This is a genomic window from Roseisolibacter sp. H3M3-2, from assembly GCF_029211165.1.
In the GTDB taxonomy this organism is placed as follows: domain Bacteria; phylum Gemmatimonadota; class Gemmatimonadetes; order Gemmatimonadales; family Gemmatimonadaceae; genus Roseisolibacter.
The window spans coordinates 1-20,635 of sequence record NZ_JARGEK010000017.1 but is presented as its reverse complement, the minus strand read 5'-3'; the positions used below and the strand labels follow the sequence as shown (position 1 = coordinate 20,635).

Here is a 20,635-nt window from a genome sequence, read left to right as displayed (position 1 = left end):
CGCGTCTCACCCCGGCACCGCGTGCCCCACCACCGCCACGAAGTGGCACACGCTGCCGCCGGCCACGAACAGGTGCCACACCGCGTGCCCGTAGCGCAGGCGGTGGTCGGTCGCGTAGAAGGCCACGCCGCCCGTGTAGCACAGCCCCCCGCCCACCAGCCAGGCGAGCCCCGACGGCGAGAGGGCGCGCGCCAGCGGCACGATCGCGACCAGCGCGCTCCATCCCATCGCCAGGTAGACGGCGGTGGACAGGCGCGGGAAGCGGAAGCCGACGGTCCACTTGGCGATCACGCCGAGCGTCGCCAGCCCCCACTCCACGCCGAGCAGCCACCACCCCCACGGGCCGCGCAGCGGGCCGAGGAGGAACGGGGTGTAGGTGCCCGCGATGAGCAGGAAGATCGCCGAGTGGTCGATGGTGCGCAGCACGCGCTTCGGCCGCGCGTGCGGCACCGCGTGGTAGAGCGTCGACGCGAGGTACATCAGCACGAGCGTCGCGCCGAACACGAGCAGCCCCGCGTCCAGCCACGCGTCGCCCCCCGCGCGCGCCTCGCGCACCAGCAGCGGCGCGCCGGCCAGGCTGGCGGCCAGCCCGAGCCCGTGCGTGATCGCGTTCGCGAGCTCCTCGGCCCGCGTCTGGGGCCGGCCGACGGTCACGTCAGGTAGCCCCCGTCGGCCATGTACACGCCGCCGGTGCAGTACGCCGCGGCGTCGGACGCCAGGAAGAGCGCGAGCCCCGCCACGTCCTCGGGCTCCCCCACGCGCGGGATCGGCTGCTGCGCCAGCGTGTGCGCGAGCACGCGCTCGTCCTGCCAGAGCGCCTGCGAGAACTTCGTCCTGATCAATCCCGGGCAGATGACGTTGGCGCGCACGCCGTGCGCCCCCCACTCCTGCGCCATCACCTTGGTGAGCGAGACGAGCGCGGCCTTGCTCACGCTGTAGAGCCCGAGCCCGGGCTCCGGCGACACGCCGCCGATGCTCGACACGTTGACCACGCTGCCGCGGCCGCGCGCGCGCATGCTCGGGTACGCGTGGCGGCACACCTCGAGCGGCCCCTTCACGTTCACCGCCAGGATCTTGTCGAGCACCGCGTCGTCCGCGTCGAGCAGCGGGCCGTAGACCGGGTTCACCGCGGCGTTGTTGACGACGACGTCCACGCCGCCCCAGTGCGCGAGCGTGCGCTCGACCAGCGCGCGCGCCTCGTCCGGCCTCCCGACGTTGGCCGCGACCGCCAGCGCCTCCCCGCCCGCGGCGACGATCGCGTGCGCCACCGCGTCGACCGCCTCCTGCCTGCGGCTGCTGACCACCACGCGCGCCCCCGCCTCCGCGAGCGCGCGCGCCGTCGCCTCGCCGATCCCCTTGCTGGCCCCGGTGACGATCGCCACCCGGCCGTCCATCCTGAAGCGTGCGGCTACCGAGTCGGTCATGAGGTCGAGGGGCGCTGCGGGCTGCGGGCTGCGGATTCCGTTGGGACCCGCAGTCCGCAGGCCGCAGCGTCCGGTATGTGGAGGTCAGCCCTGCGCGGTCGACTCGGGTTCCGCGTGCCGCACCCCCGCCAGCGCGTACCGGATCGCCCCCTCCACGTACCGCGTCCGGTCGATCGAGCGGTCGAGGCGGTCGCTGACGATCGTCGACACGATCCCGTGCAGCGTCGCCCACAGCGCGGTGGCGCGGATGCGCGCGTCGTCGGGGGTCGGGACCGACTGCGGCGCGTAGGCCGTCACCAGCTCCGCCATCAGCTCCAGGTTCCGCCGCGCGCGCCGGAACAGCTCCTTGGGGTAGCGCGCCATCCGATCCGAGTGGAACATGAACATGATCTCGTAGAACTCGGGGTTGGCGAGCCCGAACTCCACGTAGGCGCGGCACACGTTCTCCAGCCGCGACGCCGGCGTCCCCGCGTCGTCGGCCAGCTCCACCTGCTTGCGGTACCACCGGTCGAACCCCTCGTCCATCAGCGTGTGGACGAGCTCGTCCTTCCCCGCGAAGTAGAGGTAGATGCTGCTCACCGAGCACCCCACCGCGTTGGCGACGTCGCGCATGCTGAGGTCGCGGTACCCCTCGCGCACCAGCAGCTGGCGGGCGGCGTCGAGGACGGCGGTGCGCAGGTCGGTGTCGCGCGCGCGGGCGTCGGCGCGGCGGGCGGCGGGCGGCATGCGGGGCGGGCGCGCGGGGGGCCGAACGTCGTTCGTGATCTCGCGGTAGCGTACCGGCCGGTCGCGCCGCGTGTCAAGCAGACCGGCCCCCGTCCCCAGGCCCGTCATGCCCCGCCGATTCGCCGCCGCCGTGCTGCTGCTCCTGGCGGGGTGCGCGGCCGTCCGCCGCCCGCCGACCACGCCCGCCGCGCTCCTCGCCCAGGGCGACGGCGCGGGCGCCGACTACCGCGCCGCCGTCGACACGCTGGTGGCGCGGCTGGCCGACCGCGCGGCGCGCCGCGGCGACCGCACCCTCGACGTCCTCCTCCTCTCGGGGGGCGGGCAGAACGGCGCGTACGGCGCGGGGTTCCTGCGCGGGTGGGCCGAGCGCGGCGACGCCCCGCTCCCCCTCCCGCGCTTCGACCTCGTCACCGGGATCAGCACCGGCGCGCTGCAGGGCGCGTTCGCCCTGCTCGGCACGCGCGCGGCGCTCGACACGATGTCGGCGCTCTACCGCAACGCCGCCGACGCGTTCGCGCCGAAGCTCGACTGGCTGTTCTGGCTGCGCCGCACCGGCGGCGTGGTGCGCACCGACGCGTACGCCCGCACCATCCGCGACGTCGTCGACCCCGACATGCGCGGCGCGCTCGAGGCGGCGTTCCTGGAGGGGCGGCAGTACGCCGTCGCCACCGCGGACCTCGACCTCGGCACGGGGCGGCTGTGGGACGTGCGGCGCGAGCTCGCGGTCGGCCCCGGCGGCGCCGAGCGGCTGCACGCGGTGCTGTACGCGGCCACCGCGATCCCCGGCGTCTTCCCGCCGCGGCTGATCGACGGGCACGTGCACGCCGACGGCGGCGTCGCCGGCAACCTGCTCCCCGTGCTCGGCCTCGACGACTACCGCGCGCTCGGGCGGGCGCTGCGCGCGCGCGGCGTCGCCGGCGACGTCACGGTGCGCACGTGGGTCGTGGTGAACTTCTGGACGCACGCGCCGCCGCGCGCCGTCGACCCGTCGCGCCGCAACCAGGTCTCCGGGCGCGCGAACCTCATGATGCTGTGGGCCCACCAGGCCGACCAGGTGGCGCGGCTGCACGAGCTGGCGCGCGCCGTGACCGCCGACGTGCCGGGACTCCGGCTGGAGGTGCGCCACACCGCGATCCCCGTCGCGCTGTCCATGGACCCGGCGGCGTCGCGGCTGTTCGACCGCGCGTTCATGGCGCGCCTCGACTCCGCGGGGTTCGCACGCGGCCGCGCCGGCGACGCGTGGGACCCCGTGCCGACGCCGTACGCGCGCCCCGCCGCGCCCTGAGCGTTCCCTCCCCTCCCCCGCCCCGCCCCGCCCATGCCGCCCGTCGACCCGCGCGCCGCCACGCTCTTCGGCATCGTCAACGCCGTCGCCCTCGTCGGGTGGCTGCTGCTGGCGGCGACGCTGTTCGTGCCGCGCCTCCGCGCCGCCGGATGGCGCGCCACGGGGATCTGGCTCCCGCTGGCGTTCGGCGTCGCCTACGTCGCGTCGCTTGCGATCGCGGCGCGCACCGGCGCCGGCGGCGGCTTCGGCTCCATCGCCGAGGTGCGCACGCTGTTCGCGCACGACTTCGCGCTCACCGGCGGGTGGCTGCACTACCTCGCGTTCGACCTGTTCGTCGGCACGTGGATCGCGCGCCACGGCGTCGCCGAGGGCGTCCCCGCGCTGCCGATCCTTCCCTGCCTCGCGCTGACCTTCCTGTTCGGGCCGGCCGGGCTGCTGGCGTTCTTCGTCCTCCGCGCCGTCGCCGGCCGCCGCGCGCCGGCGCCCGCGTGACCGCCGCCGCGATGAACGCCGAGCTGCGGCGGCGCGAGCCGCGGCAGGCCGCGTTCGGCCTCGGGTGCGCCGCCTGCGCCGCGCTGGCGTTCGCCGCCGCCGCCGTCGACGCGCGCACCTTCGGCGGCGTGCGGCTCTGGCTCAAGCCGGCCAAGTTCTTCGTCTCCATCGCGGTCTACGCGCTCACCTGGGCGTGGTTCGCCGGCTACGTGCGCGCCGACCGCCGCGACGCGCGCGCGCTCCGCGTCGCCGTCTGGACGCTGATCGGCACGGCGGCGTTCGAGCTCGCCTACATCACCTTCCAGGCGGCGCGCGCCGAGGCGTCGCACTTCAACGGCGGCGACGCGCTGCACGCCGCGCTGTACGGGCTCATGGGGATCGCCGCCGTGGCGCTGATCGCCGCCGCGCTCCCGCTGGCGCTCGCGATCGCGCGCCACCCCGCGCCCGACGTCGCCCCGGCCGACCGGCGCGCCGCCGTCGCGGGGCTCGTCCTCTGCTTCCTCCTCGGCGGGCTGCTCGGCGGCTACATGAGCGCGCAGGCCGGGCACGCGGTGGGCGTCGAGGCCGGGCACCTGCCGGTCGTCGGCTGGAACCGCGCGGGCGGCGACCTGCGCGTCGCGCACTTCCTCGGCCTGCACGTGCTGCAGGCGGCCCCGCTGGCGGTGTTCGCGGCCGGCGTGCTGGGCGTGCGGCGGCGCGGCGTGGCGCTGGCCGCCGCGGCGGCGGCGTGGGGCGCGCTGACCCTGGCGAGCTTCGCGCAGGCGGTGGCGGGGCGCCCGCTCGTGCGCTCGGCGGCCGTCCCCGCCACCCCGAGGTTATAGCCGACCCGGGGACTTGCGGCAAGGCGGGGGGAGGGTCGCAGGATCGTCGGCCGCGCATCCGGCGCCTTTCCTCCGCGACCGCTCACCCACTGGGGGCCGATGGGACGCTACGTGCTGCACTTCCGGGAGATCGACCGCACCCACGTCGCCGCCGTCGGCGGCAAGGGCGCGCACCTCGGCGACCTCTCGCGCGCCGACGGCGTGCGCGTCCCCGACGGCTTCTGCGTGACCACGGACGCGTACCGGCGCGCCGCCGCCGAGGCGCCGTCGCTCGACCGGCGGCTCGACCTGCTGGCGCGCGTCGCGCCCGACGACCGCGACGCGGTGCGCGCGCTCGCCGCCGAGATCCGCGAGGTGCTGGAAGCGGTCCCGGTCCCGGACGACGTGGCGGCGGAGATCGCGGACGCGCTCGCGGCACCGGGCGGCGAGGACGCGGCGTACGCGGTGCGGTCGAGCGCGACGGCGGAGGACACGCCCACCGCCTCCTTCGCCGGCCAGCAGGACAGCTGGCTCGACGTCGTCGGGCGCGACGCGGTGCTGCGGCACGTGCGCCGGTGCTGGGGCTCGCTGTTCACCGAGCGCGCCGTCGCCTACCGGATCCGCCAGGGCGTGGACCACCGCGCGGTGCGCATGGGCGTCGTGGTGCAGCGCATGGTCGCCGCCGAGGCGGCCGGCGTGCTGTTCACCGCCGACCCGGGCACCGGCCACCGCAGGGTGGTCGCGATCGAGGCGGTGCGCGGGCTCGGCGAGGCGCTGGTCGCGGGGACGGCGCGCGCCGACGGCTGGCGCGTGCTCGACGGCGCGGTGGTCGCGCGCACGCCCGCGGGCGACGCGCCCGTGCTCACCGACGCGGAGGTGGTGCGGCTGGCCGCGCTGGGGCGCCGCGTCGAGGCGCACTTCGGCGCGCCGCAGGACGTCGAGTGGTGCCTCGCGCGCGGCGACTTCCACGTCGTGCAGAGCCGGCCGATCACGACGCTCTTCCCCGTCCCCGCGGCGGACGACGACGGGAATCGCGTCTACATCTCCGTCGGGCACCAGCAGATGATGACCGACGCCATGCGGCCGCTCGGGCTCTCCTTCTGGCAGATGACGACGCCGCGCCCGATGGCGGAGGCCGCGTCGCGGCTGTTCGTGGACGTCACCCCGATGCTCGCGTCGCCGGCGAGCCGCGACGCGATGCTGGCGATGCTGGAGAAGTCCGACCCGCTCATCGGCGACGCGCTGCGCGCGGTGCTCGACCGCGGCGACTTCGTCCGCGCGCCGCGCGCCGACGACCGTGCGTGGGTGCCGCCCGGCAGCGGGCCGAGGGCCGGGGCGCCCGACCCCGCCGAGGTGAGCCCGGCGGTGGTGGAGGCGATGATCGCGCGCGTCGACGCCTCCGTCGCCGCGCTGCGCCGCGACATCCGCGGGCGCACGGGCCTCGACCTCCTCGACTTCATCCGCGCCGACGTCGAGGAGCTGCGGCGGCTCCTGTTCGACCCGACGAGCGGCCGCGCGATCATGACCGGGATGGAGGCCGCGTGGTGGCTCGGCGACCACCTCGACGCGTGGCTCGGCGAGCGGCACGCGGCCGACGCGTTCGCGCAGTCGGTGCCGCACAACGTCACGTCGGAGATGGGGCTCGCGCTCCTCGACGTGGCCGACGCGATCCGCCCGCACCCGGAGGTCGTCGCCCGCCTGGCGCGGGCCGGCGGCGACGACGGCTTCCTCGACGCGCTCCCCGCGCTCGCGGGCGGGCGCGAGGCGCGCGACGCGATCGCCGGGTGGCTCGACGCGTACGGGATGCGCTGCGTCGGCGAGATCGACATCACGCGGCCGCGCTGGAGCGAGCGACCGTCGGCGCTGCTGCCGCTGCTCCTCGGCAACGTGCGCCAGTTCGCGCCGGGCGAGCGCGCGCGCCGCGTCGCGCGGGGGCTGCGGGAGGCCGAGCGGACGGAGCGCGACGTGCTGGCGCGCCTGCGCGCCCTCCCCGGCGGGGAGGCGAGGGCCGCCGAGGCGAAGCGGCGGATCGACCAGGTGCGCGCGTTCGCCGGCTACCGCGAGTTCCCGAAGTTCGGGATGGTGCGCCGCTACTTCGTGTACCGCCTCGCGCTGCTGGAGGAGGCCGCGCGCCTGGCGCGGGCGGGCGTGCTGCGCGACCCGGAGGACGCGTACCACCTCACCTTCGACGAGCTGCGCGAGGTCGTGCGCACGGGGCGCGCGGACGACGCGCTGGTGCGCGCGCGGCGGGAGGCGTTCCGCGTCCACCAGGCGCTCGTGCCGCCGCGCGTGCTCACCTCGGACGGCGAGGCGGTGGTGGGGGCGTACCGGCGCGGCGGCGTGCCGGCGGGCGCGCTGGCCGGCCTCGCCGTCTCGGCGGGCGTGGTCGAGGGGCGGGCGCGCGTGGTGCGCGACGTCGCGGACGCGGACCTCGCGCCGGGCGACGTCCTCGTCACCGCGTTCACGGACCCGAGCTGGACGCCCGTGTTCGTCGCCGCTGCGGGGCTGGTGACCGAGGTGGGCGGGCTGATGACGCACGGCGCGGTGGTGGCGCGCGAGTACGGCCTGCCGGCGGTCGTCGGGGTGGAGCGCGCGACCACGCGCATCCGCGACGGCCAGCGGGTCCGCGTGGACGGCGCCCGCGGCTTCGTCGAGCTTCTGGACTGAGCGCGGGATCGGGCTACGATGTCGAGCGCGCGGGGGCGGCGCCGACTACGGGTGCCGGGGCCGACGCGGGCCGCCGGCGCCCGACCCTCTCACGGGAGCACCGATGAAGTACCTGCTGATGATGCACACCCCGCGCGGCGCCCGGTCGTACGAGATCTTCGACTGGGCGCCCGCCGACGTCGAGGCGCACATGGCGCACCTGCGGGCGATCAACCGCGAGCTCACCGAGGCGGGCGAGCTGGTGGACATCCAGGCGCTGACGCCGCCCGCCGAGGCGCGGCTGGTGCGCGCGGTGACGGGCGGCGCGCCGGTGACCGACGGCCCCTTCCCCGAGACCAAGGAGTTCCTGGCCGGCTTCTGGGTGGTCGACGTCGCGACCCCCGAGCGCGCCTACGCGATCGCCGAGCGCGCGTCGGCGGCGCCCGGGCCGGGGGGCGCCCCGCTCAACATGGCGATCGAGGTGCGCCGGGTGATGGGCGGGGGGCCCGAGCCGGCCGCCTAAGCGGCGGCCGCCAGCGCCGCGGGCTCGCCGGCGAGCGCGCGCCGCACGCAGAGCGTGTGCGGGCGGGCGCGCTTCTCCGGGTACGCGGCGCGGTCCGTCGCCTCGTAGCCGAGGGCGGCGAAGAACTCCGGCTGGAGCGTGTGCGCGAACACCGTGTCGTGCCCGCGCACCGCGGCCAGCGCCTCCACCGCGTGTACCACCAGCCGCCCGAGCCCGCGCCCGTGCGCGGCGCGCGACACGGCGACGCTCGTCAGCTCGGCCAGCGACGGCGAGTACTCGCGCAGCGCGGCGCAGGCGAGCACGGTGCCGCGCCCGTCCACGGCCACCACGTAGTCCTCGACCGCGCGCGCGACCTCGGCGGCGCTGCGCGGGAGCAGCAGCGCCTCGGCCGCCCACTCGGCGACCAGCGCCGAGATCCCCGCCACGTCGGCCGGGCGGGCGCGGCGCACCACCGGGGCCTGCCCCGAGCGAAGCGAAGGGTCGCGGACCAGCTCGACCGGCGTCACTGCGCCACCCCGATGACGTCCTCGAGCTGCGCGAGGCCGCGCGCCAGGTCGTCGCGCGTGATCACGAGCGGCGGGAGGAGGCGCAGCGTGTGGTCGCCCGCGGTGAGGATGAGCAGCCCCGCGTCGCGCGCGCGCCCGACGATCTGCGCCGCCGGCTCGTGCGTGTCGACGCCCCACATGAGCCCCGCGCCGCGCAGCGCGCGCACCTTGCCCGTGCGCTCGCCGATCGCCTTCAGCGCCTCGCCCATGAACGCGCCCTGCTCGCGCACGTGCGCCAGCAGCGCCGGGTCGCCCAGCCGCTCGCAGACGTGCAGCGCGACGTTGGCCACGAGCGGGCCGCCGCCGAAGGTCGTGCCGTGGTCGCCCGGCTGCACCGCGCCGGCGATCGCCTCGTTCACCAGCACGGCGCCCATGGGCAGCCCGCCGGCGAGCGGCTTGGCCAGCGTCACCATGTCGGGGACGACGCCGGTGGTCTCGTAGGCCCACAGCGTGCCGAGGCGCCCGAGCCCGCACTGGATCTCGTCGAAGATGAGCGCGATCTGGCGCTCGGCGGTCATCGCGCGCAGCTCGCGCAGGAGCCCGTGGTCGACCACGCGCACCCCGCCCTCCCCCTGCACCGGCTCCACGATCACCGCCGCCACGCGCTCGGCGTCGAGCGTCGCGTCGAGCTCCTTCACGTCGCGCTCGGCGATCGAGATGCCGCCGGCGAGCGGGCGGAAGGGGGCGCGGTACTGCGGGCGGTCGGTGGCCGCGAGCACGCCCATCGTGCGCCCGTGGAACGCGCCGCGCAGCGACACGATCTCGTGCTTGGCGCACGGCCCGAACGGCCCCGGCGCCTCGTCGGCGCCCGGCGGCACGAGCGTGCGCGCCCAGCGGCGCGCGAACTTGAACGCGCCCTCGTTGGCCTCCGCGCCCGAGTTGCAGAAGAACGCGCGCGCGGCGAACGAGTGCGCCACCAGCCACTCGGCCAGCCGCTCGCCCGGCTCGGTGCGGAACAGGTTCGAGACGTGGACGAGCCCCGTGTCGAGCGCCTGCTGCACGGCGTGCGCGATCCCCGCGTCGCCGTAGCCGAGGGCGTTGACGGCGATCCCGCTGGCGAAGTCGAGGTACGCGCGGCCGGCGTCGTCGAACAGCGTGACGCCCTCGCCGCGCACGATGCGCATGGGCGCGCGCTTGTACGTGCCGAGCAGCGCGGACTCGGTGCTCGGGGTGACGGCGGGAGTCGCGACGGCGGGAGTCGACACGGCGGGAGTCGCTACGGCGGTGGCCATGGGCGGTGCGGGAACGGCGAGGGACGGTCAGACCGTCGCCGCGGGGGCGGACGGGACGATGGCGGTGCCGCGCGCCGCGTCGGGCAGCGCGGCGAGGTCGCCGATGCGCACGCGGCCGACGCCGCGCGCCAGCGCCGCCTGCGCGGAGTCGAGCTTGGCGGCCATGCCGCCGCCCGCGGTCCCGTCGCGCACGAGCGCGGCCGCCCCGGCGGGGTCCAGCGCGGCCACGGGGGCGCCGTCGACGAGGACGCCCGGCACGTCGGCCATGAAGAACAGCTCGGCGGCGCCGACGGCGGCGGCCACCGCGGCCGCGGCGTCGTCGCCGTTGACGTTCAGCGCCACGCCGCGCTCGGCGGCGCTCGCCGAGACGGGGCTGACGACGGGGCAGTACCCCGCCCCGAGCAGCAGCGCGAGCAGCGCGACATTCACGCGCGCCGGCTCGCCCACGCGGCCCATGCGCGCGTCGGTCGTGGGCGCGGCCTCGAGCAGCACGCCGTCCTCGCCCGACAGCCCGACGGCGGGCACGCCGGCGCCGAACAGCGCGCTCACGAGCTGCTTGTTGGCGAGCCCCGACAGCGCCATGCGGATGATCTCGACGTCGGCGTCGGTGGTGACGCGCCGCCCGCCGATGAACTGCGGCGTCAGCCCGCGCGCGCGCTGCAGCTCGCTCACCGCGTCGCCGCCGCCGTGCACGACGACCAGGCGGCCGCCGGTGGCGCGCCACACCTCGGCGAGCGCGCCGGGGAGCGCGGGGTCGCCCTGCGTGCGCCCGCCGAGCTTCACCACGACCGCGCCGCGGAACGCCTCGTCGAGCGCGGCCCGTACGTCGGCGGGGGCCGTCACCGCGGCAGCCCCGCGGCCTCGTCGAGGCCGAGCATGAGGTTGGCGTTCTGCACCGCCTGCCCGGCCGCGCCCTTGGTCAGGTTGTCGATGGCCGAGAAGACCTGCACGGTGGGCGTGCGCGTCCCCTGCACCGCCACGGCGGTGAGGCGCACGACGTTGCGGTGCTGCACGTCGGCGAGCGCCGGCAGCTGCGTGGTGACCTCGACGAACGGCTCGCCGGCGTACGCGTCGCGCCACACGCCGAGCAGGTCGGCCGGCGCGGCGGTGACGGGGACGGTGAGCGTGGCGAGGATGCCGCGCGCGACGGGGAGCAGGTGCGGCGTGAACACGAGGTCCACGTCGGCGCCCATCGCGCCCACCGCGTGCCGCATCTCCGCGAGGTGGCGGTGCGTGCCGCCGACGCCGTAGGCGCGGAAGCTCTCGGTGATCTCGCCGAACAGCAGGTCCTCGCGCGGCGAGTTCCCCGCCCCGCTCACCCCGCTGGCCGCGTCGGCCACGACGGTCGCGCCGGCCGGCAGGAGCCCGGCGCGGACGAGCGGCGCGAGGGCGACGAGGATCGCGGTCGGGTAGCAGCCGGGGTTGGCGACGACGTCGGCGCCGGGGATGGCGGCGCGGAAGAGCTCGGGGAGGCCGTAGGGGATCGCCGCCGGCTCGCTCTCTCGACGCTCGACGCTCGACGCTCCCGCGGACACCGACGCGAGCGTCGAGCGTCGAGCGTCGAGCGTCGAGAGGAGCTCGGCCGTCACATGCCCCGGCCGCAGATCCGACGACAGGTCCACGACCTTGGCGCCGGCCGCGTGGGCGCGCTGGCTCCAGGTGGCCGAGGCGCCGTGCGGGAGGGCGGAGAAGATCAGCGCCGCCTCGCCCAGGGGGGCGTCGTCGGTGGCGACGAAGGTGACGTCGGTCGGGGCCCCGGCCACGCCGCGGGGGGCGGGCACGCGCACCGTCTCCCCGCGCCGCCGGTCGGCGGTCGCGAAGGCGAGGGTGAGCCGGGGGTGCGCGGCCACGAGGGCGCACAGCTCGCGCCCCGCGTACCCGCTGGCTCCCAGAATGCCGACCGGGATGTTATTCATAGTCACTGCATAATATTCCAGTGCCCCCCCAAGTCAACCGACCGTGTCCCGCCCTCCCATGTCCCTCGGACAGCCGACCAAGCGCGACCGCCAGAAGGCCATCCTCGAGATCGTCGAGGCCGAGGCCGTGGGGAGCCAGGAGGAGCTGCGCCGGCTCCTGGTGGGGCGGGGGTGGGACGTGGGGCAGAGCACCCTGTCGCGCGACCTGCACGAGCTGCGGCTGGCGCGGGTGCCGACCGACGACGGGATGCGCTACGTGGCGACCGACCAGGCGGTCGAGACGGAGCACGCCCGGGCGGCGCTGGAGACGCTGCTCCCCCAGTTTTTCGACCGGGTGGACGGGGTGGGGGAGCTGGTGGTGCTCCACACGCTGGCCGGCGGGGCGCAGCCGGTGGCGGCGGCGTTCGACACCGCGGCGTGGCCGGACGTGCTCGGGTCGGTGGCCGGCGACGACACGATCCTCATCATCTGTAGGTCCGCGGCCGCCCGCGAGCGGGTGATCCGGAAGCTGGAGAAGATGGCGGAGGGGTGAGCGCGGACGGGCGCCGACCGCGTGGCCGGCGCCCGTCGTGCTCCGCTCGTCGTGCGTGTATCGCGTTCGTATCCCGTTGGGGGGCTCTGACTTCCGTCAGTTCTTCGCGGCGCCGGCGGTCTGCACCGACCGGTTGAGCGCACGGAGCATCCGTGCAACCTCCGTGCACTGGGCGGTGAGCGGCGCGATCGCCGTCTCGACCGCCAGCTCGAGCCGCGCGGCCAGCTCCAGCAGCGTCTCGACCTCCGCCAGCGCGCCGAGGGCCTGCGCGAGGTAGTGGGTGTACTCGCGCGCCGAGTAGCGGACGTTGCCCTCGGCGATCGCGGCCGGGACCGAGGCGGCGGCGCGGCGGAGGGGGACGGCGAGGGCGTCGTCGGGGAGGGCGAGGGCGTAGGTGCCGGCCGCCAGCTCCATCGCGCGCTGCCAGACGCGGAGGCCGCGGTAGCCGCGCTCCGCCGGGGCCTCGGGCGCGCTCTCCGGGGGCGGGTCGGCGACGACGGTCTCGCTCACCCGCGGGGGCTCGGGCGGGGCGGGGGTGCGGCGGCGGGGGACGGGGGCGCGGCGGGTCGGCATGACTGGCTCCGGGGAAGGGACGGCGCCACGATCGCGCGCCCGTCCCCCGCCCGCCGTGCCGCGACGGGGCCGATTGACTCCCGCCCCCAAATGGTTGATTATGCATTGATCCTGCATACTTAACCGGAGCCGCCATGACCTCGCGCCCTGCCGTCAAGACCATCGCCCTCGCCTACTCCGGCGGGCTCGACACGTCGATCATCGTCCCGTGGCTCAAGGAGCACTATCCGGGGGCCAAGGTCGTCTGCGTGGCCGCCGAGATCGGCCAGGGCGACGAGCTGGACGGCATCAAGGCCAAGGCGATCGCCTCGGGCGCCGACGCGTGCTACGTCGAGGACCTGCGCGAGGAGTACGTCCGCGACTTCATCTTCCCGACCCTCCGGGCCGGGGCGATCTACAACCGGAAGTACCTGCTCGGCACGTCGATGGCCCGCCCGCTGATCGCCAAGCGGCAGGTCGAGATCGCGCGCCAGGTGGGCGCCGACGCGCTGGCGCACGGCTGCACCGGCAAGGGGAACGACCAGGTGCGCTTCGAGCTCACCTACATGGCGTTCGCCCCCGACCTGCCGGTCATCGCGCCGTGGCGCGAGTGGGACATCCGCAGCCGCGAGGACGCGCTCCGCTACGCGGCGGAGAAGGGGGTGCCGGTGGCCGCGACGATCACCAAGATCTACTCGCGCGACCGCAACATCTGGCACCTGTCGCACGAGGGCGGGCAGCTGGAGGACCCGGCGGTCGGCCCCGCCGAGGACATGTTCCAGCTGACGACCGACCCGACGCAGGCGCCGGACGCGCCCGAGGAGGTCGTGATCGGCTTCGAGCAGGGCACCCCCGTCTCGGTGAACGGGAAGCGCCTGGGCCCCGTGGACCTCGTCGAGGCGCTCAACGCGCTCGGCGCGAAGCACGGCGTCGGCCGCATCGACCTGGTCGAGGACCGCATGATCGGGATGAAGTCGCGCGGCGTGTACGAGACGCCGGGCGGCACCATCCTCTACGCCGCGCACTCGGAGCTGGAGCAGCTGATCCTCGACCGCCGCACGCTGGCGGCCAAGGACCTGATCGCGCCGCGCTACGCGGACCTGGTGTACGAGGGGCGCTGGTGGACGACCGAGCGCGAGGCGTACGACGCGTTCGTGAACGCGACGCAGGAGCGCGTCACGGGCACGGTGACGATGCGCCTGTTCAAGGGCTCGGCGGTGGTGGTCGGGCGCGAGAGCGAGTACGCGCTGTACGACGAGCGCTTCGTGACGTTCGGCGAGGACGACGTCTACCAGCAGAGCGACGCGGCGGGGTACATCCGCCTGTACGGGCTGTCGACGCGCGTGCGCGCGATCAAGGACCAGGAGCTGAAGGCGAAGCACTCGCTGACCACGCAGGACCCGGCGGTCGGCGACAAGCCGGCCGAGTCGGGCGACGCCAAGTTCCCGCCGTCGGCGGCGGAGCTGGCGGAGGCGACGGCGTGAGCGAGTCGGGCGGCGCGCACAAGCTCTGGGGGGGCCGCTTCGCCGGCGGCCCCTCGCCGCTGCTCGAGGCGATCAACCGGAGCATCGGGGTCGACTTCCGGCTGTGGCCGCACGACGTGCGCCTCTCGAAGGCGTGGGCCGTGGCGCTCGGCCACGCCGGCGTGCTGACGCTCGACGAGAGCCGCGAGCTGGAGCGCGGCCTCGACGTCGTCGCCCGCCAGATCGCCGACGGCGCGCAGCCGGTGGCGAGCGACGAGGACGTGCACACGATGATCGACCGCCTGCTGCACGACGCGGTCGGGTCGGTGGCGTCCCGGCTGCACACCGGCCGCTCGCGCAACGACCAGGTGGCGACGGCGACGCGCCTGTGGACGATCGACGCCTGCGGCAAGGTCGACGTCGCGCTGCGCGGCGTGCAGCAGGTGCTGCTGGCGCGCGCCGAGGAGCTGCGCGACGCGCTGATGCCGGCGTACACGCACCTGCAGCGCGCGCAGCCGGTGAGCGTGGCGCACTGGCTGCTGTCGCACTTCTGGCCGCTGGAGCGCGACCGCCGCCGCCTGCAGGCCGCCGCCCGCGGCGCGTCGGAGCTGCCGCTCGGCTCCGGCGCGATCGCCGGCAGCGCGTTCCCGGTGTCGCGCCTCCTGCTCAAGGAGTCGCTCGGCTTCCACGCGGTCGCGCGCAACTCGATCGACGCGGTGGGCGACCGCGACTTCGTCGCCGAGGCGATCTTCGCGATGACGATGGCGGGGACGCACCTGTCGCGGCTCGCCGAGGACCTGATCCTGTTCGGGTCGAGCGAGTTCGGCTTCGTGCGCTTCGGCGACGGCTTCTCGACCGGCAGCTCGATGATGCCGCAGAAGCGCAACCCGGACGCGCTGGAGCTGGCGCGCGGCTCGGCGGCGCGCCTGCTCGGCGACCTGGTGTCGATGCTCGGCGCGCTAAAGGGGCTCCCCACGGGCTACAACAAGGACCTGCAGGACGACAAGCGCGCGCTGTTCGACGCGGTCGACACGATGCTGCTGGTCGCCCCCGCGGTGGCCGGCACGGTGGACGAGCTGCGCTTCGACACGGCGCGCATGGAGGCGGCGCTGTCGAGCAGCATGATGGCGACCGACCTCGCCGACTACCTGGTCCGCAAGGGCGCGACCTTCCGCGAGTCGCACGGCGCGGTGGGATCGCTGGTGCGCCAGGCGGAGGAGCGGGGGATCGAGATGACCGCGCTCCCGCCCGAGGCGTTCGCGGCCGCGCACCCGCTGTTCGGCGACGACGCGCGCGACGCGCTCGGCGCCCGGGCGTCGGTGGCGCACCGCGAGGCGATCGGCGGCACGGGACCGAAGGCGGTCGCCGAGCAGATCGAGGCGGCGCGGGCGACGCTGGCGCCGGTGATCCACGAGACGCCGGCGCACGGCAACCAGCTGATCGCGAACGTGGTGGCCGTGTAGTCATCCTGAGCGCAGCGAAGGATCTACTCTCCGAGGCGACGGGGCCGGCCCCTGCCCAGTGAGAGTAGGTCCTTCGCTGCGCTCAGGACGACAAGATCAACAGCCAGGAGAACGGATGCTCCGGATGAGACGGATCCGTTGCATCCGTTCGATCCGCTCTCCCGGCCGTTGCCGAGCACCAGTCGTCCCACGAGCGGGACCGGACGTCCCACGGGGCTACCCCGCGACGGGATGGGCGCGCACCATCAGGGAGTGACCACCACCGACTCTCCCCCCCGCGGCGCCTGGGCCGCGCCGGTCCTGGCGGGGCTCGTGCTCGCGCTGTCGGCGGTCGCGCCGTTCGTGCGGTTCGGCGACGGGGTGCCGAGCGTCGGCGGGGCCGACGTGGTCGCGGCGGCGCTGTCGGTGGCGGCGTGGGCGCCGTTCGTGGCGGCACTGGCGTGGCTCGGGCGGCGGGCGCCGGGGCGGGGGGCCTGGCTTGGCGGGGCCGTGCTGCTGCTGGTGGCGCCGCCGCTGCACACGCTGCTGTTCGCGGCGCTGATGGGCATCGTCGCCGGGGGCGTGCCGCCCGCGATGCGCCCCGGCGGCCCGGTGTTCCTCGTGTTCACGCTGCTCGGCGCGCTGCAGTTCCTGGTCGTCCTCGCGGTGGCGGAGGCGCGGCGGGCGGCGCGCGCGGCCGCCGGGCTGGCGTTGGAGCACGCGTGGATGGAGGCCGAGCTGACGAAGGCGCGCCTCGACGCGCTGCGCGCGCAGCTGGAGCCGCACTTCCTGTTCAACACGCTCAACTCGGTGGCCGTGCTCGCGCCCACCGACCCCGCCGGCGCGCAGGCGATGGTGCGGCGGCTGAGCGAGCTGCTGCGCGCCGTGCTGGCCGACGACGCGATGACCGTCCCGCTGCGCCGCGAGCTGGAGCTGCTGGAGGCGTACGTCGACATCCAGCGCGTGCGCTTCGGCGACCGGCTGCGCGTCACCGCCGAGGTGGACGCCGACGCGCTGGAGTGCCGCGTGCCGACGCTCGTGCTGCAGCCGCTGGTGGAGAACGCCATCCGCCACGCGGTCGAGCGGCGGGAGGGCGGGGGGCACGTGCGGGTGCGCGGGCGGGTCGACCGCGGGCGCGTGCTGCTCGACGTCACCGACGACGGCCCCGACGCCGCCGACGAGCCGCCGCCCGCGGGCGGGTTCGGCGTCGGGCTGCGCAACACCGCGTCGCGCCTCGGCGCGCTGTACGGCGCCGCGCACGCGCTGCGGCTGACGCGCCCCGAGCAGGGCGGGTGCGCGGTGCGGCTGGAGCTGCCGGCGCGGTGAGGGGGCGGTGAGCGGGGCGGCGCTCGACGTCCTCGTCGTCGACGACGAGCCGCTGGCGCGCGCCGGCGTGCGCGCGCTGCTCGCCGAGCAGCCGGAGGTGGGCGCGGTGCGCGAGGCGCGCGACGGGGAGGCGGCGGTGGCCGCGATCCGCGAGCGGCGCCCCGACCTCGTCTTCCTCGACGTGCAGATGCCGCGGCTCGACGGCTTCGGCGTGGTGGAGGCGGTGGGCGCCGGCGCGATGCCGCCGGTGGTGTTCGTGACCGCCTACGACGCGCACGCGGTGCGCGCGTTCGAGGTGCACGCCGTGGACTACCTCCTCAAGCCGGTGGACCCGGCGCGCTTCCGCGACGCGTTCGTGCGGGCGGCGCGCGCGGCGGCGGGCGGCGGCGCGGCGGCGCTGCGGGCGGCGACCGGTTCGTGATCCGCGAGCAGGGGCGCGTGAGCTTCGTCGACGCCGCGGCGGTGGAGTGGGTCGAGGCGCTCGGCAACTACGTGCGGCTGCACCTGCGCGGCGGTGCGGCGGGCGCGTCGCCGCTGCTGCGCGCCACGCTCGACGACGTCGAGGCGCGGCTGGGCGCCGACTTCGTGCGCGTGCGCCGCTCGGCGCTGGTGCGCGCGGCGGCGGTGCGGCACTGCGAGCCGTGGGGGAAGGGGAGCTGGGTGCTCGTGCTGCGCGACGGGACCCGCGTGACGTCCAGCCGCCACTACCGCGCGCGGCTGGACGCCCTGTTCGGCGACTAGCGACCGAGCAGCGTGTCGCACGGCGGAGGGAGCGTCGCCGGGAGCGGCGGCGCGCGCTCCGGCAGCGGCCCCGCCGGCTCCCAGTCGACGTACGAGCCGCGCAGGCCGCCGGGGAAGAGCCGCGGCGACGGGGGCGCGCGGAACAGCCGCGTGGTGTCGACGCCGCGCCCCGACATCATGCAGGAGCGGCGGTGCAGCTCGCGCAGCCGCGCCGGGTCGCGCCGCACGCGGTCGGGGTCGAAGTGCGACAGCGTCATCGCGCCGATCGGGCCGAGGTACAGGTAGCCGTCGGCGACGTCGGCCAGCGAGAGCCCCGCCTGCGCGCTGCGGGCGCCCGGCGGCGGCGGGCGGTCGGGGGCGCCGGGCGTCGCCGCGTCCACCGAGTCGGCGGGGAGCGCGGCGAGGAAGGTGCCGCGCACGCGCAGCAGCGCCCCCGCGGGGAGCGCGTCCATCGTCGCCTCGTGGCGCGCGGCCGGCGCGCCGAATCCCGCGTGCACGCGCACCACGAACACGCGCGACGCGAGGTCGCCCCACTTGGCGTCGGCGCGCGCGCCGGTGGCCGGGTCGACGCGCGGCACGCGGCGCACGTGCGAGCCGCCGGCGATGACGATCCCGCGCCGCCCCTTCGCGAGCACCGAGTCGCGCGCCAGCTCGCGCATCCGGTCGCCGCGCCGCTTGTGGATCTCCCACAGCGCGTCGCGCGTGACGGTGCGCCACTCGACCGCCGGGTCGCCGAGCAGGACGCGCACGCGCCGGCCGGCGGGGCGCGCGGCGTTGGCGGCGCGCACCGCGTGCAGCACGTCGCCGTACATCGGCGCCCACGTGGTGGGGAGCGCCCCCTGCGTGTTGTCCTCCCAGATCATGCGCAGCGAGTCGGCGGCGACCGGCGGCCCGGCGCGGTATCCGACGTATCGGTCGGCGAGCGCCTGGTGCCGCTCGTTGCCGAACTCCACGACGACGTCGTCCACGCGGTCGGCGAAGCGCGGGTGGGCGATCAGGCGCCGGTAGAACGCGCCGGCCTCCGCGGCGGCGTGCACGTCGACCAGCGCGACCAGCGGCACCGAGTCGAGGACGGCCAGGATCCCGTCGGCGCCGTCGACGTGGGGGGGCGGTGTTCGGTCGGAGGGACGCTTCGCTGCGCTCAGCGTGACGGCCAGGGCGCCCAGCACGAGCAGACGGACGGACATGCACACGCTCCCGCGTCGAGGGTGACGGCGGGAGCGTAGCGCGCGCCGGCGCGGGAGCCGAGGCGCGTGGGACGGGTGGGGACGGGGAGGGGGCGGGTGGAACCGCCATGGCGGCGGACGCTGCGGGCTGCGGACCGCGAGTTCGGATCCGCAGCCCGCAGCCCGCCGCGCCGTCCTGCTACCGCGCCCCCCGCAATGCCGCGCGGATCATGATGTACTCCCCGACGTTGTCGAGCGTGAGGAGCCCGAGCAGCGTCTGCCCGCGCACCACCGGGAGCGCCTGGCAGCCGCAGGCCTTCAGCCGCGCCAGCGCCTCCTCGATCGGCTCCTCGGGGGTGGCGACGATGAAGTCCGTGCGCATCACCGCGCGCACCGGCGCCTCGGTGCCGTGCGTCTTGAGCGCGGGGATCAGGTCGCGGCGCGCGAGGACGCCGACGACGCGCCCGTGCTCGACCACGGGGAAGTCCTGCTGGAACCCCGCCAGCAGCTGCTCGACCGCGCGCGCCAGCGACTCGTCGGGCGACAGCGTGCGCACGTCGGTCTGCATGACGCGCGACAGCGGCAGCTCGGCGAGCTCCCCCTCCTCGCTCACCGCGGCGGCCTCGCTGGCGGCGGCGATCCAGACGAAGAGGGCGACCAGCACCAGCATCCCGTTCGGGGCGACGATGCGGCCGAGGCCGAACGCGCCGACGAGGCCGAGGAGCAGCGCGAGCGCGCGCCCGATCTCCGCGGCCCGCATCGTGGCGCGGCGGAAGTCCCCGGTGCGCCACGCCATGAGCGCGCGCAGCACGCGCCCGCCGTCCATCGGGAACGCGGGGATCAGGTTGAACACGGCGAGGATGACGTTCGCGGCGAGCAGGCGCTCGGCGATCCGCCGCCCGACGAGCGCCTCCTGCGACGCGAAGCCGGCCGAGGTCGGGTCCGGGGGGGAGCCGGCGAGGTGGAGCCCGGCCCACAGCAGCGCCGCCAGGACGACGTTCACCGCGGGGCCCGCGATGGCGACCACCAGCTCCTGCCGCGGCTCGCGCGGCATGCGCTCCAGCCGCGCCAGCCCGCCGATGGGGAGCAGGGTGATGTCCTGCGTCCCGATCCCGTAGCGCCGCGCCGCGAACGCGTGCCCGTACTCGTGCATCAGCACGATCACGAACAGCACGATCACCCACGCCGCGCCGACGAACCCCGCCTCGACGGAGCCGTAGCGCCGGTGCGCGTCGAGCCCGACGAAGAGGAGCAGCAGGAGGAACGTCGCGTGGACGCGGACGTCGATGCCGGCGATGCGCGCGATGCGCCAGGACCATTTCACGGCGTTCTCGGGAAGGGCGTTCTCGGATGAGGCGTTCTCAGATGAGGCGTTCTCGGGTGGGGCGTGAACCGCCGCCGGCAGGTGAGGGTCACGCCGTACTGGAGAACGCTCTCGTGAGAACGCCGTACCAGAGAACGCCTCATCTGAGAACGCCCCACCTGGCTCCCAAACGTCACACCGGACCGCGCGCGGGGCCAGCGCCCCGCTGGTGCATCCCGCGCCCGCGGGCGAACGTTCCCGCATGACCCCGCCCCCCGCGCCCGCCACCTACGCCCGGCTCCGCGCCCTCCTCGTGCGCGGCGAGCTCGCGCCGGGCGCCCGCGTCGGCGAGGACGAGCTCGCGGCCCGCCTCGGCGTCAGCCGCACGCCGGTGCGCGAGGCGATGCGCCGCCTGCAGCTCGAGGGGCTGCTGGTCGCCGACGGCGGCGGGGCGCGCCCGGGGGAGCCCTACGCCGCGCTGTTCGCCGAGGAGGCGCGCGAGCTCTACCGCGCCGCGGGCG

Annotated in this window: 22 protein-coding genes; 12 read left to right on the top strand and 10 right to left on the bottom strand. The window is 76.2% G+C overall.

What is annotated here, in order from left to right; all coding sequences use genetic code 11:
- Positions 1-6: 6 nt before the first annotated feature.
- The 3 genes from PYV61_RS03240 to PYV61_RS03230 all read right to left on the bottom strand — a co-directional run bounded on the left by PYV61_RS03240 (position 7) and on the right by PYV61_RS03230 (position 2,150).
- Positions 7-654 carry a hemolysin III family protein gene (locus PYV61_RS03240; RefSeq protein WP_275828272.1) on the bottom strand — a complete coding sequence of 216 codons (648 nt, stop codon included), beginning with the start codon at positions 652-654 and terminating at the stop codon, positions 7-9.
- Positions 651-1,424 carry a glucose 1-dehydrogenase gene (locus PYV61_RS03235; protein WP_275828270.1) on the bottom strand — a complete coding sequence of 258 codons (774 nt, stop codon included), beginning with the start codon at positions 1,422-1,424 and terminating at the stop codon, positions 651-653. Before PYV61_RS03235 ends, PYV61_RS03240 begins: the two co-directional genes overlap by 4 nt.
- Before the next feature lie 84 nt (positions 1,425-1,508).
- On the bottom strand, positions 1,509-2,150 hold the full coding sequence (locus tag PYV61_RS03230) for a TetR/AcrR family transcriptional regulator (RefSeq protein ID WP_275828268.1): 642 nt from the start codon (positions 2,148-2,150) through the stop codon (positions 1,509-1,511).
- 106 nt (positions 2,151-2,256) lie between these two features.
- Here PYV61_RS03230 and PYV61_RS03225 point away from each other — a divergent pair, with 106 nt between their 5' ends.
- The 5 genes from PYV61_RS03225 to PYV61_RS03205 all read left to right on the top strand — a co-directional run bounded on the left by PYV61_RS03225 (position 2,257) and on the right by PYV61_RS03205 (position 7,896).
- Positions 2,257-3,435 (top strand): patatin-like phospholipase family protein, encoded by a 1,179-nt coding sequence (locus PYV61_RS03225; protein WP_275828266.1) that lies wholly within the window; start codon positions 2,257-2,259, stop codon positions 3,433-3,435.
- Between the two features lie 33 nt (positions 3,436-3,468).
- Entirely contained in the window at positions 3,469-3,927 is a 459-nt protein-coding gene (locus PYV61_RS03220; RefSeq protein ID WP_275828265.1) for an ABA4-like family protein, read from the top strand.
- The gene (locus PYV61_RS03215; RefSeq protein ID WP_275828263.1) at positions 3,924-4,748 is read left to right on the top strand and encodes a hypothetical protein; all 825 of its coding nucleotides are present in this window, start codon (positions 3,924-3,926) and stop codon (positions 4,746-4,748) included. The genes PYV61_RS03220 and PYV61_RS03215 overlap by 4 nt, the downstream gene beginning before the upstream one ends.
- A 99-nt stretch (positions 4,749-4,847) precedes the next feature.
- On the top strand, positions 4,848-7,394 hold the full coding sequence (locus tag PYV61_RS03210) for a phosphoenolpyruvate synthase (protein ID WP_275828261.1): 2,547 nt from the start codon (positions 4,848-4,850) through the stop codon (positions 7,392-7,394).
- 103 nt (positions 7,395-7,497) lie between these two features.
- A complete protein-coding gene (locus tag PYV61_RS03205) occupies positions 7,498-7,896 on the top strand; it encodes a YciI family protein (protein ID WP_275828259.1) in 399 nt (132 codons plus the stop codon).
- Here the strand turns inward: PYV61_RS03205 and PYV61_RS03200 are convergent.
- The 4 genes from PYV61_RS03200 to PYV61_RS03185 are packed head-to-tail and all read right to left on the bottom strand — an operon-like array spanning position 7,893 to position 11,589.
- Positions 7,893-8,345, bottom strand: coding sequence for a GNAT family N-acetyltransferase (locus tag PYV61_RS03200; RefSeq protein ID WP_275828257.1), 453 nt, complete (start codon positions 8,343-8,345; stop codon positions 7,893-7,895). The two genes, PYV61_RS03205 and PYV61_RS03200, sit on opposite strands and share 4 nt — an antisense overlap.
- 53 nt (positions 8,346-8,398) lie before the next feature.
- Positions 8,399-9,646: an acetylornithine transaminase gene (locus tag PYV61_RS03195; protein ID WP_275828254.1), complete on the bottom strand. Its 1,248-nt coding sequence runs from the start codon at positions 9,644-9,646 to the stop codon at positions 8,399-8,401.
- A gap of 54 nt (positions 9,647-9,700) precedes the next feature.
- Positions 9,701-10,516 (bottom strand): acetylglutamate kinase, encoded by an 816-nt coding sequence (gene argB / locus PYV61_RS03190; protein WP_275828252.1) that lies wholly within the window; start codon positions 10,514-10,516, stop codon positions 9,701-9,703.
- Complete coding sequence (locus PYV61_RS03185; protein WP_275828250.1) at positions 10,513-11,589, bottom strand: Asd/ArgC dimerization domain-containing protein; 1,077 nt, start codon at positions 11,587-11,589, stop codon at positions 10,513-10,515. Before PYV61_RS03185 ends, argB begins: the two co-directional genes overlap by 4 nt.
- 58 nt (positions 11,590-11,647) lie before the next feature.
- Between PYV61_RS03185 and PYV61_RS03180 the strand changes: the two genes are divergently transcribed.
- A complete protein-coding gene (locus PYV61_RS03180; protein WP_275828248.1) occupies positions 11,648-12,121 on the top strand; it encodes a hypothetical protein in 474 nt (157 codons plus the stop codon).
- 96 nt (positions 12,122-12,217) lie between these two features.
- On the opposite strand, the gene PYV61_RS03175 is transcribed toward PYV61_RS03180, so the two are convergent.
- A complete protein-coding gene (locus PYV61_RS03175) occupies positions 12,218-12,694 on the bottom strand; it encodes a four helix bundle protein (RefSeq protein WP_275828245.1) in 477 nt (158 codons plus the stop codon).
- 134 nt (positions 12,695-12,828) lie between these two features.
- On the opposite strand from PYV61_RS03175, the gene PYV61_RS03170 reads away from it, so the two are divergent.
- The 5 genes from PYV61_RS03170 (at position 12,829) to PYV61_RS03150 (ending at position 17,645) form a co-directional block, all read left to right on the top strand.
- On the top strand, positions 12,829-14,157 hold the full coding sequence (locus tag PYV61_RS03170; RefSeq protein WP_275828243.1) for an argininosuccinate synthase: 1,329 nt from the start codon (positions 12,829-12,831) through the stop codon (positions 14,155-14,157).
- The gene (gene argH / locus PYV61_RS03165; protein WP_275828241.1) at positions 14,154-15,599 is read left to right on the top strand and encodes an argininosuccinate lyase; all 1,446 of its coding nucleotides are present in this window, start codon (positions 14,154-14,156) and stop codon (positions 15,597-15,599) included. The genes PYV61_RS03170 and argH overlap by 4 nt, the downstream gene beginning before the upstream one ends.
- A gap of 252 nt (positions 15,600-15,851) precedes the next feature.
- Positions 15,852-16,904 (top strand): histidine kinase, encoded by a 1,053-nt coding sequence (locus PYV61_RS03160; RefSeq protein WP_275828239.1) that lies wholly within the window; start codon positions 15,852-15,854, stop codon positions 16,902-16,904.
- Positions 16,905-16,911: 7 nt separating this feature from the next.
- The gene (locus PYV61_RS03155; protein ID WP_275828237.1) at positions 16,912-17,325 is read left to right on the top strand and encodes a response regulator; all 414 of its coding nucleotides are present in this window, start codon (positions 16,912-16,914) and stop codon (positions 17,323-17,325) included.
- Complete coding sequence (locus tag PYV61_RS03150) at positions 17,322-17,645, top strand: LytTR family DNA-binding domain-containing protein (RefSeq protein WP_275828235.1); 324 nt, start codon at positions 17,322-17,324, stop codon at positions 17,643-17,645. The genes PYV61_RS03155 and PYV61_RS03150 overlap by 4 nt, the downstream gene beginning before the upstream one ends.
- Here the strand turns inward: PYV61_RS03150 and PYV61_RS03145 are convergent.
- Both PYV61_RS03145 and PYV61_RS03140 read right to left on the bottom strand, forming a co-directional pair.
- The gene (locus PYV61_RS03145) at positions 17,642-18,832 is read right to left on the bottom strand and encodes a hypothetical protein (protein WP_275828233.1); all 1,191 of its coding nucleotides are present in this window, start codon (positions 18,830-18,832) and stop codon (positions 17,642-17,644) included. The two genes, PYV61_RS03150 and PYV61_RS03145, sit on opposite strands and share 4 nt — an antisense overlap.
- Positions 18,833-19,010: 178 nt before the next feature.
- Positions 19,011-20,135: a site-2 protease family protein gene (locus PYV61_RS03140; RefSeq protein ID WP_275828231.1), complete on the bottom strand. Its 1,125-nt coding sequence runs from the start codon at positions 20,133-20,135 to the stop codon at positions 19,011-19,013.
- A gap of 241 nt (positions 20,136-20,376) precedes the next feature.
- Here PYV61_RS03140 and PYV61_RS03135 point away from each other — a divergent pair.
- Positions 20,377-20,635 (top strand): winged helix-turn-helix domain-containing protein (locus tag PYV61_RS03135; protein WP_275828229.1); only part of this gene is annotated, 259 nt, incomplete at its 3' end.

What these genes read in the sequence shown, in the direction of transcription:
- PYV61_RS03235 (WP_275828270.1), bottom strand. Translation starts at nt 1,424, where the DNA reads ATGACCGACTCGGTAGCCGCACGCTTCAGGATGGACGGCCGGGTGGCG.
- PYV61_RS03230 (WP_275828268.1), bottom strand. Translation starts at nt 2,150, where the DNA reads ATGCCGCCCGCCGCCCGCCGCGCCGACGCCCGCGCGCGCGACACCGAC.
- PYV61_RS03225 (WP_275828266.1), top strand. Translation starts at nt 2,257, where the DNA reads ATGCCCCGCCGATTCGCCGCCGCCGTGCTGCTGCTCCTGGCGGGGTGC.
- PYV61_RS03220 (WP_275828265.1), top strand. Translation starts at nt 3,469, where the DNA reads ATGCCGCCCGTCGACCCGCGCGCCGCCACGCTCTTCGGCATCGTCAAC.
- PYV61_RS03210 (WP_275828261.1), top strand. Translation starts at nt 4,848, where the DNA reads ATGGGACGCTACGTGCTGCACTTCCGGGAGATCGACCGCACCCACGTC.
- PYV61_RS03205 (WP_275828259.1), top strand. Translation starts at nt 7,498, where the DNA reads ATGAAGTACCTGCTGATGATGCACACCCCGCGCGGCGCCCGGTCGTAC.
- PYV61_RS03185 (WP_275828250.1), bottom strand. Translation starts at nt 11,589, where the DNA reads ATGAATAACATCCCGGTCGGCATTCTGGGAGCCAGCGGGTACGCGGGG.
- PYV61_RS03180 (WP_275828248.1), top strand. Translation starts at nt 11,648, where the DNA reads ATGTCCCTCGGACAGCCGACCAAGCGCGACCGCCAGAAGGCCATCCTC.
- PYV61_RS03175 (WP_275828245.1), bottom strand. Translation starts at nt 12,694, where the DNA reads ATGCCGACCCGCCGCGCCCCCGTCCCCCGCCGCCGCACCCCCGCCCCG.
- PYV61_RS03170 (WP_275828243.1), top strand. Translation starts at nt 12,829, where the DNA reads ATGACCTCGCGCCCTGCCGTCAAGACCATCGCCCTCGCCTACTCCGGC.
- PYV61_RS03145 (WP_275828233.1), bottom strand. Translation starts at nt 18,832, where the DNA reads ATGTCCGTCCGTCTGCTCGTGCTGGGCGCCCTGGCCGTCACGCTGAGC.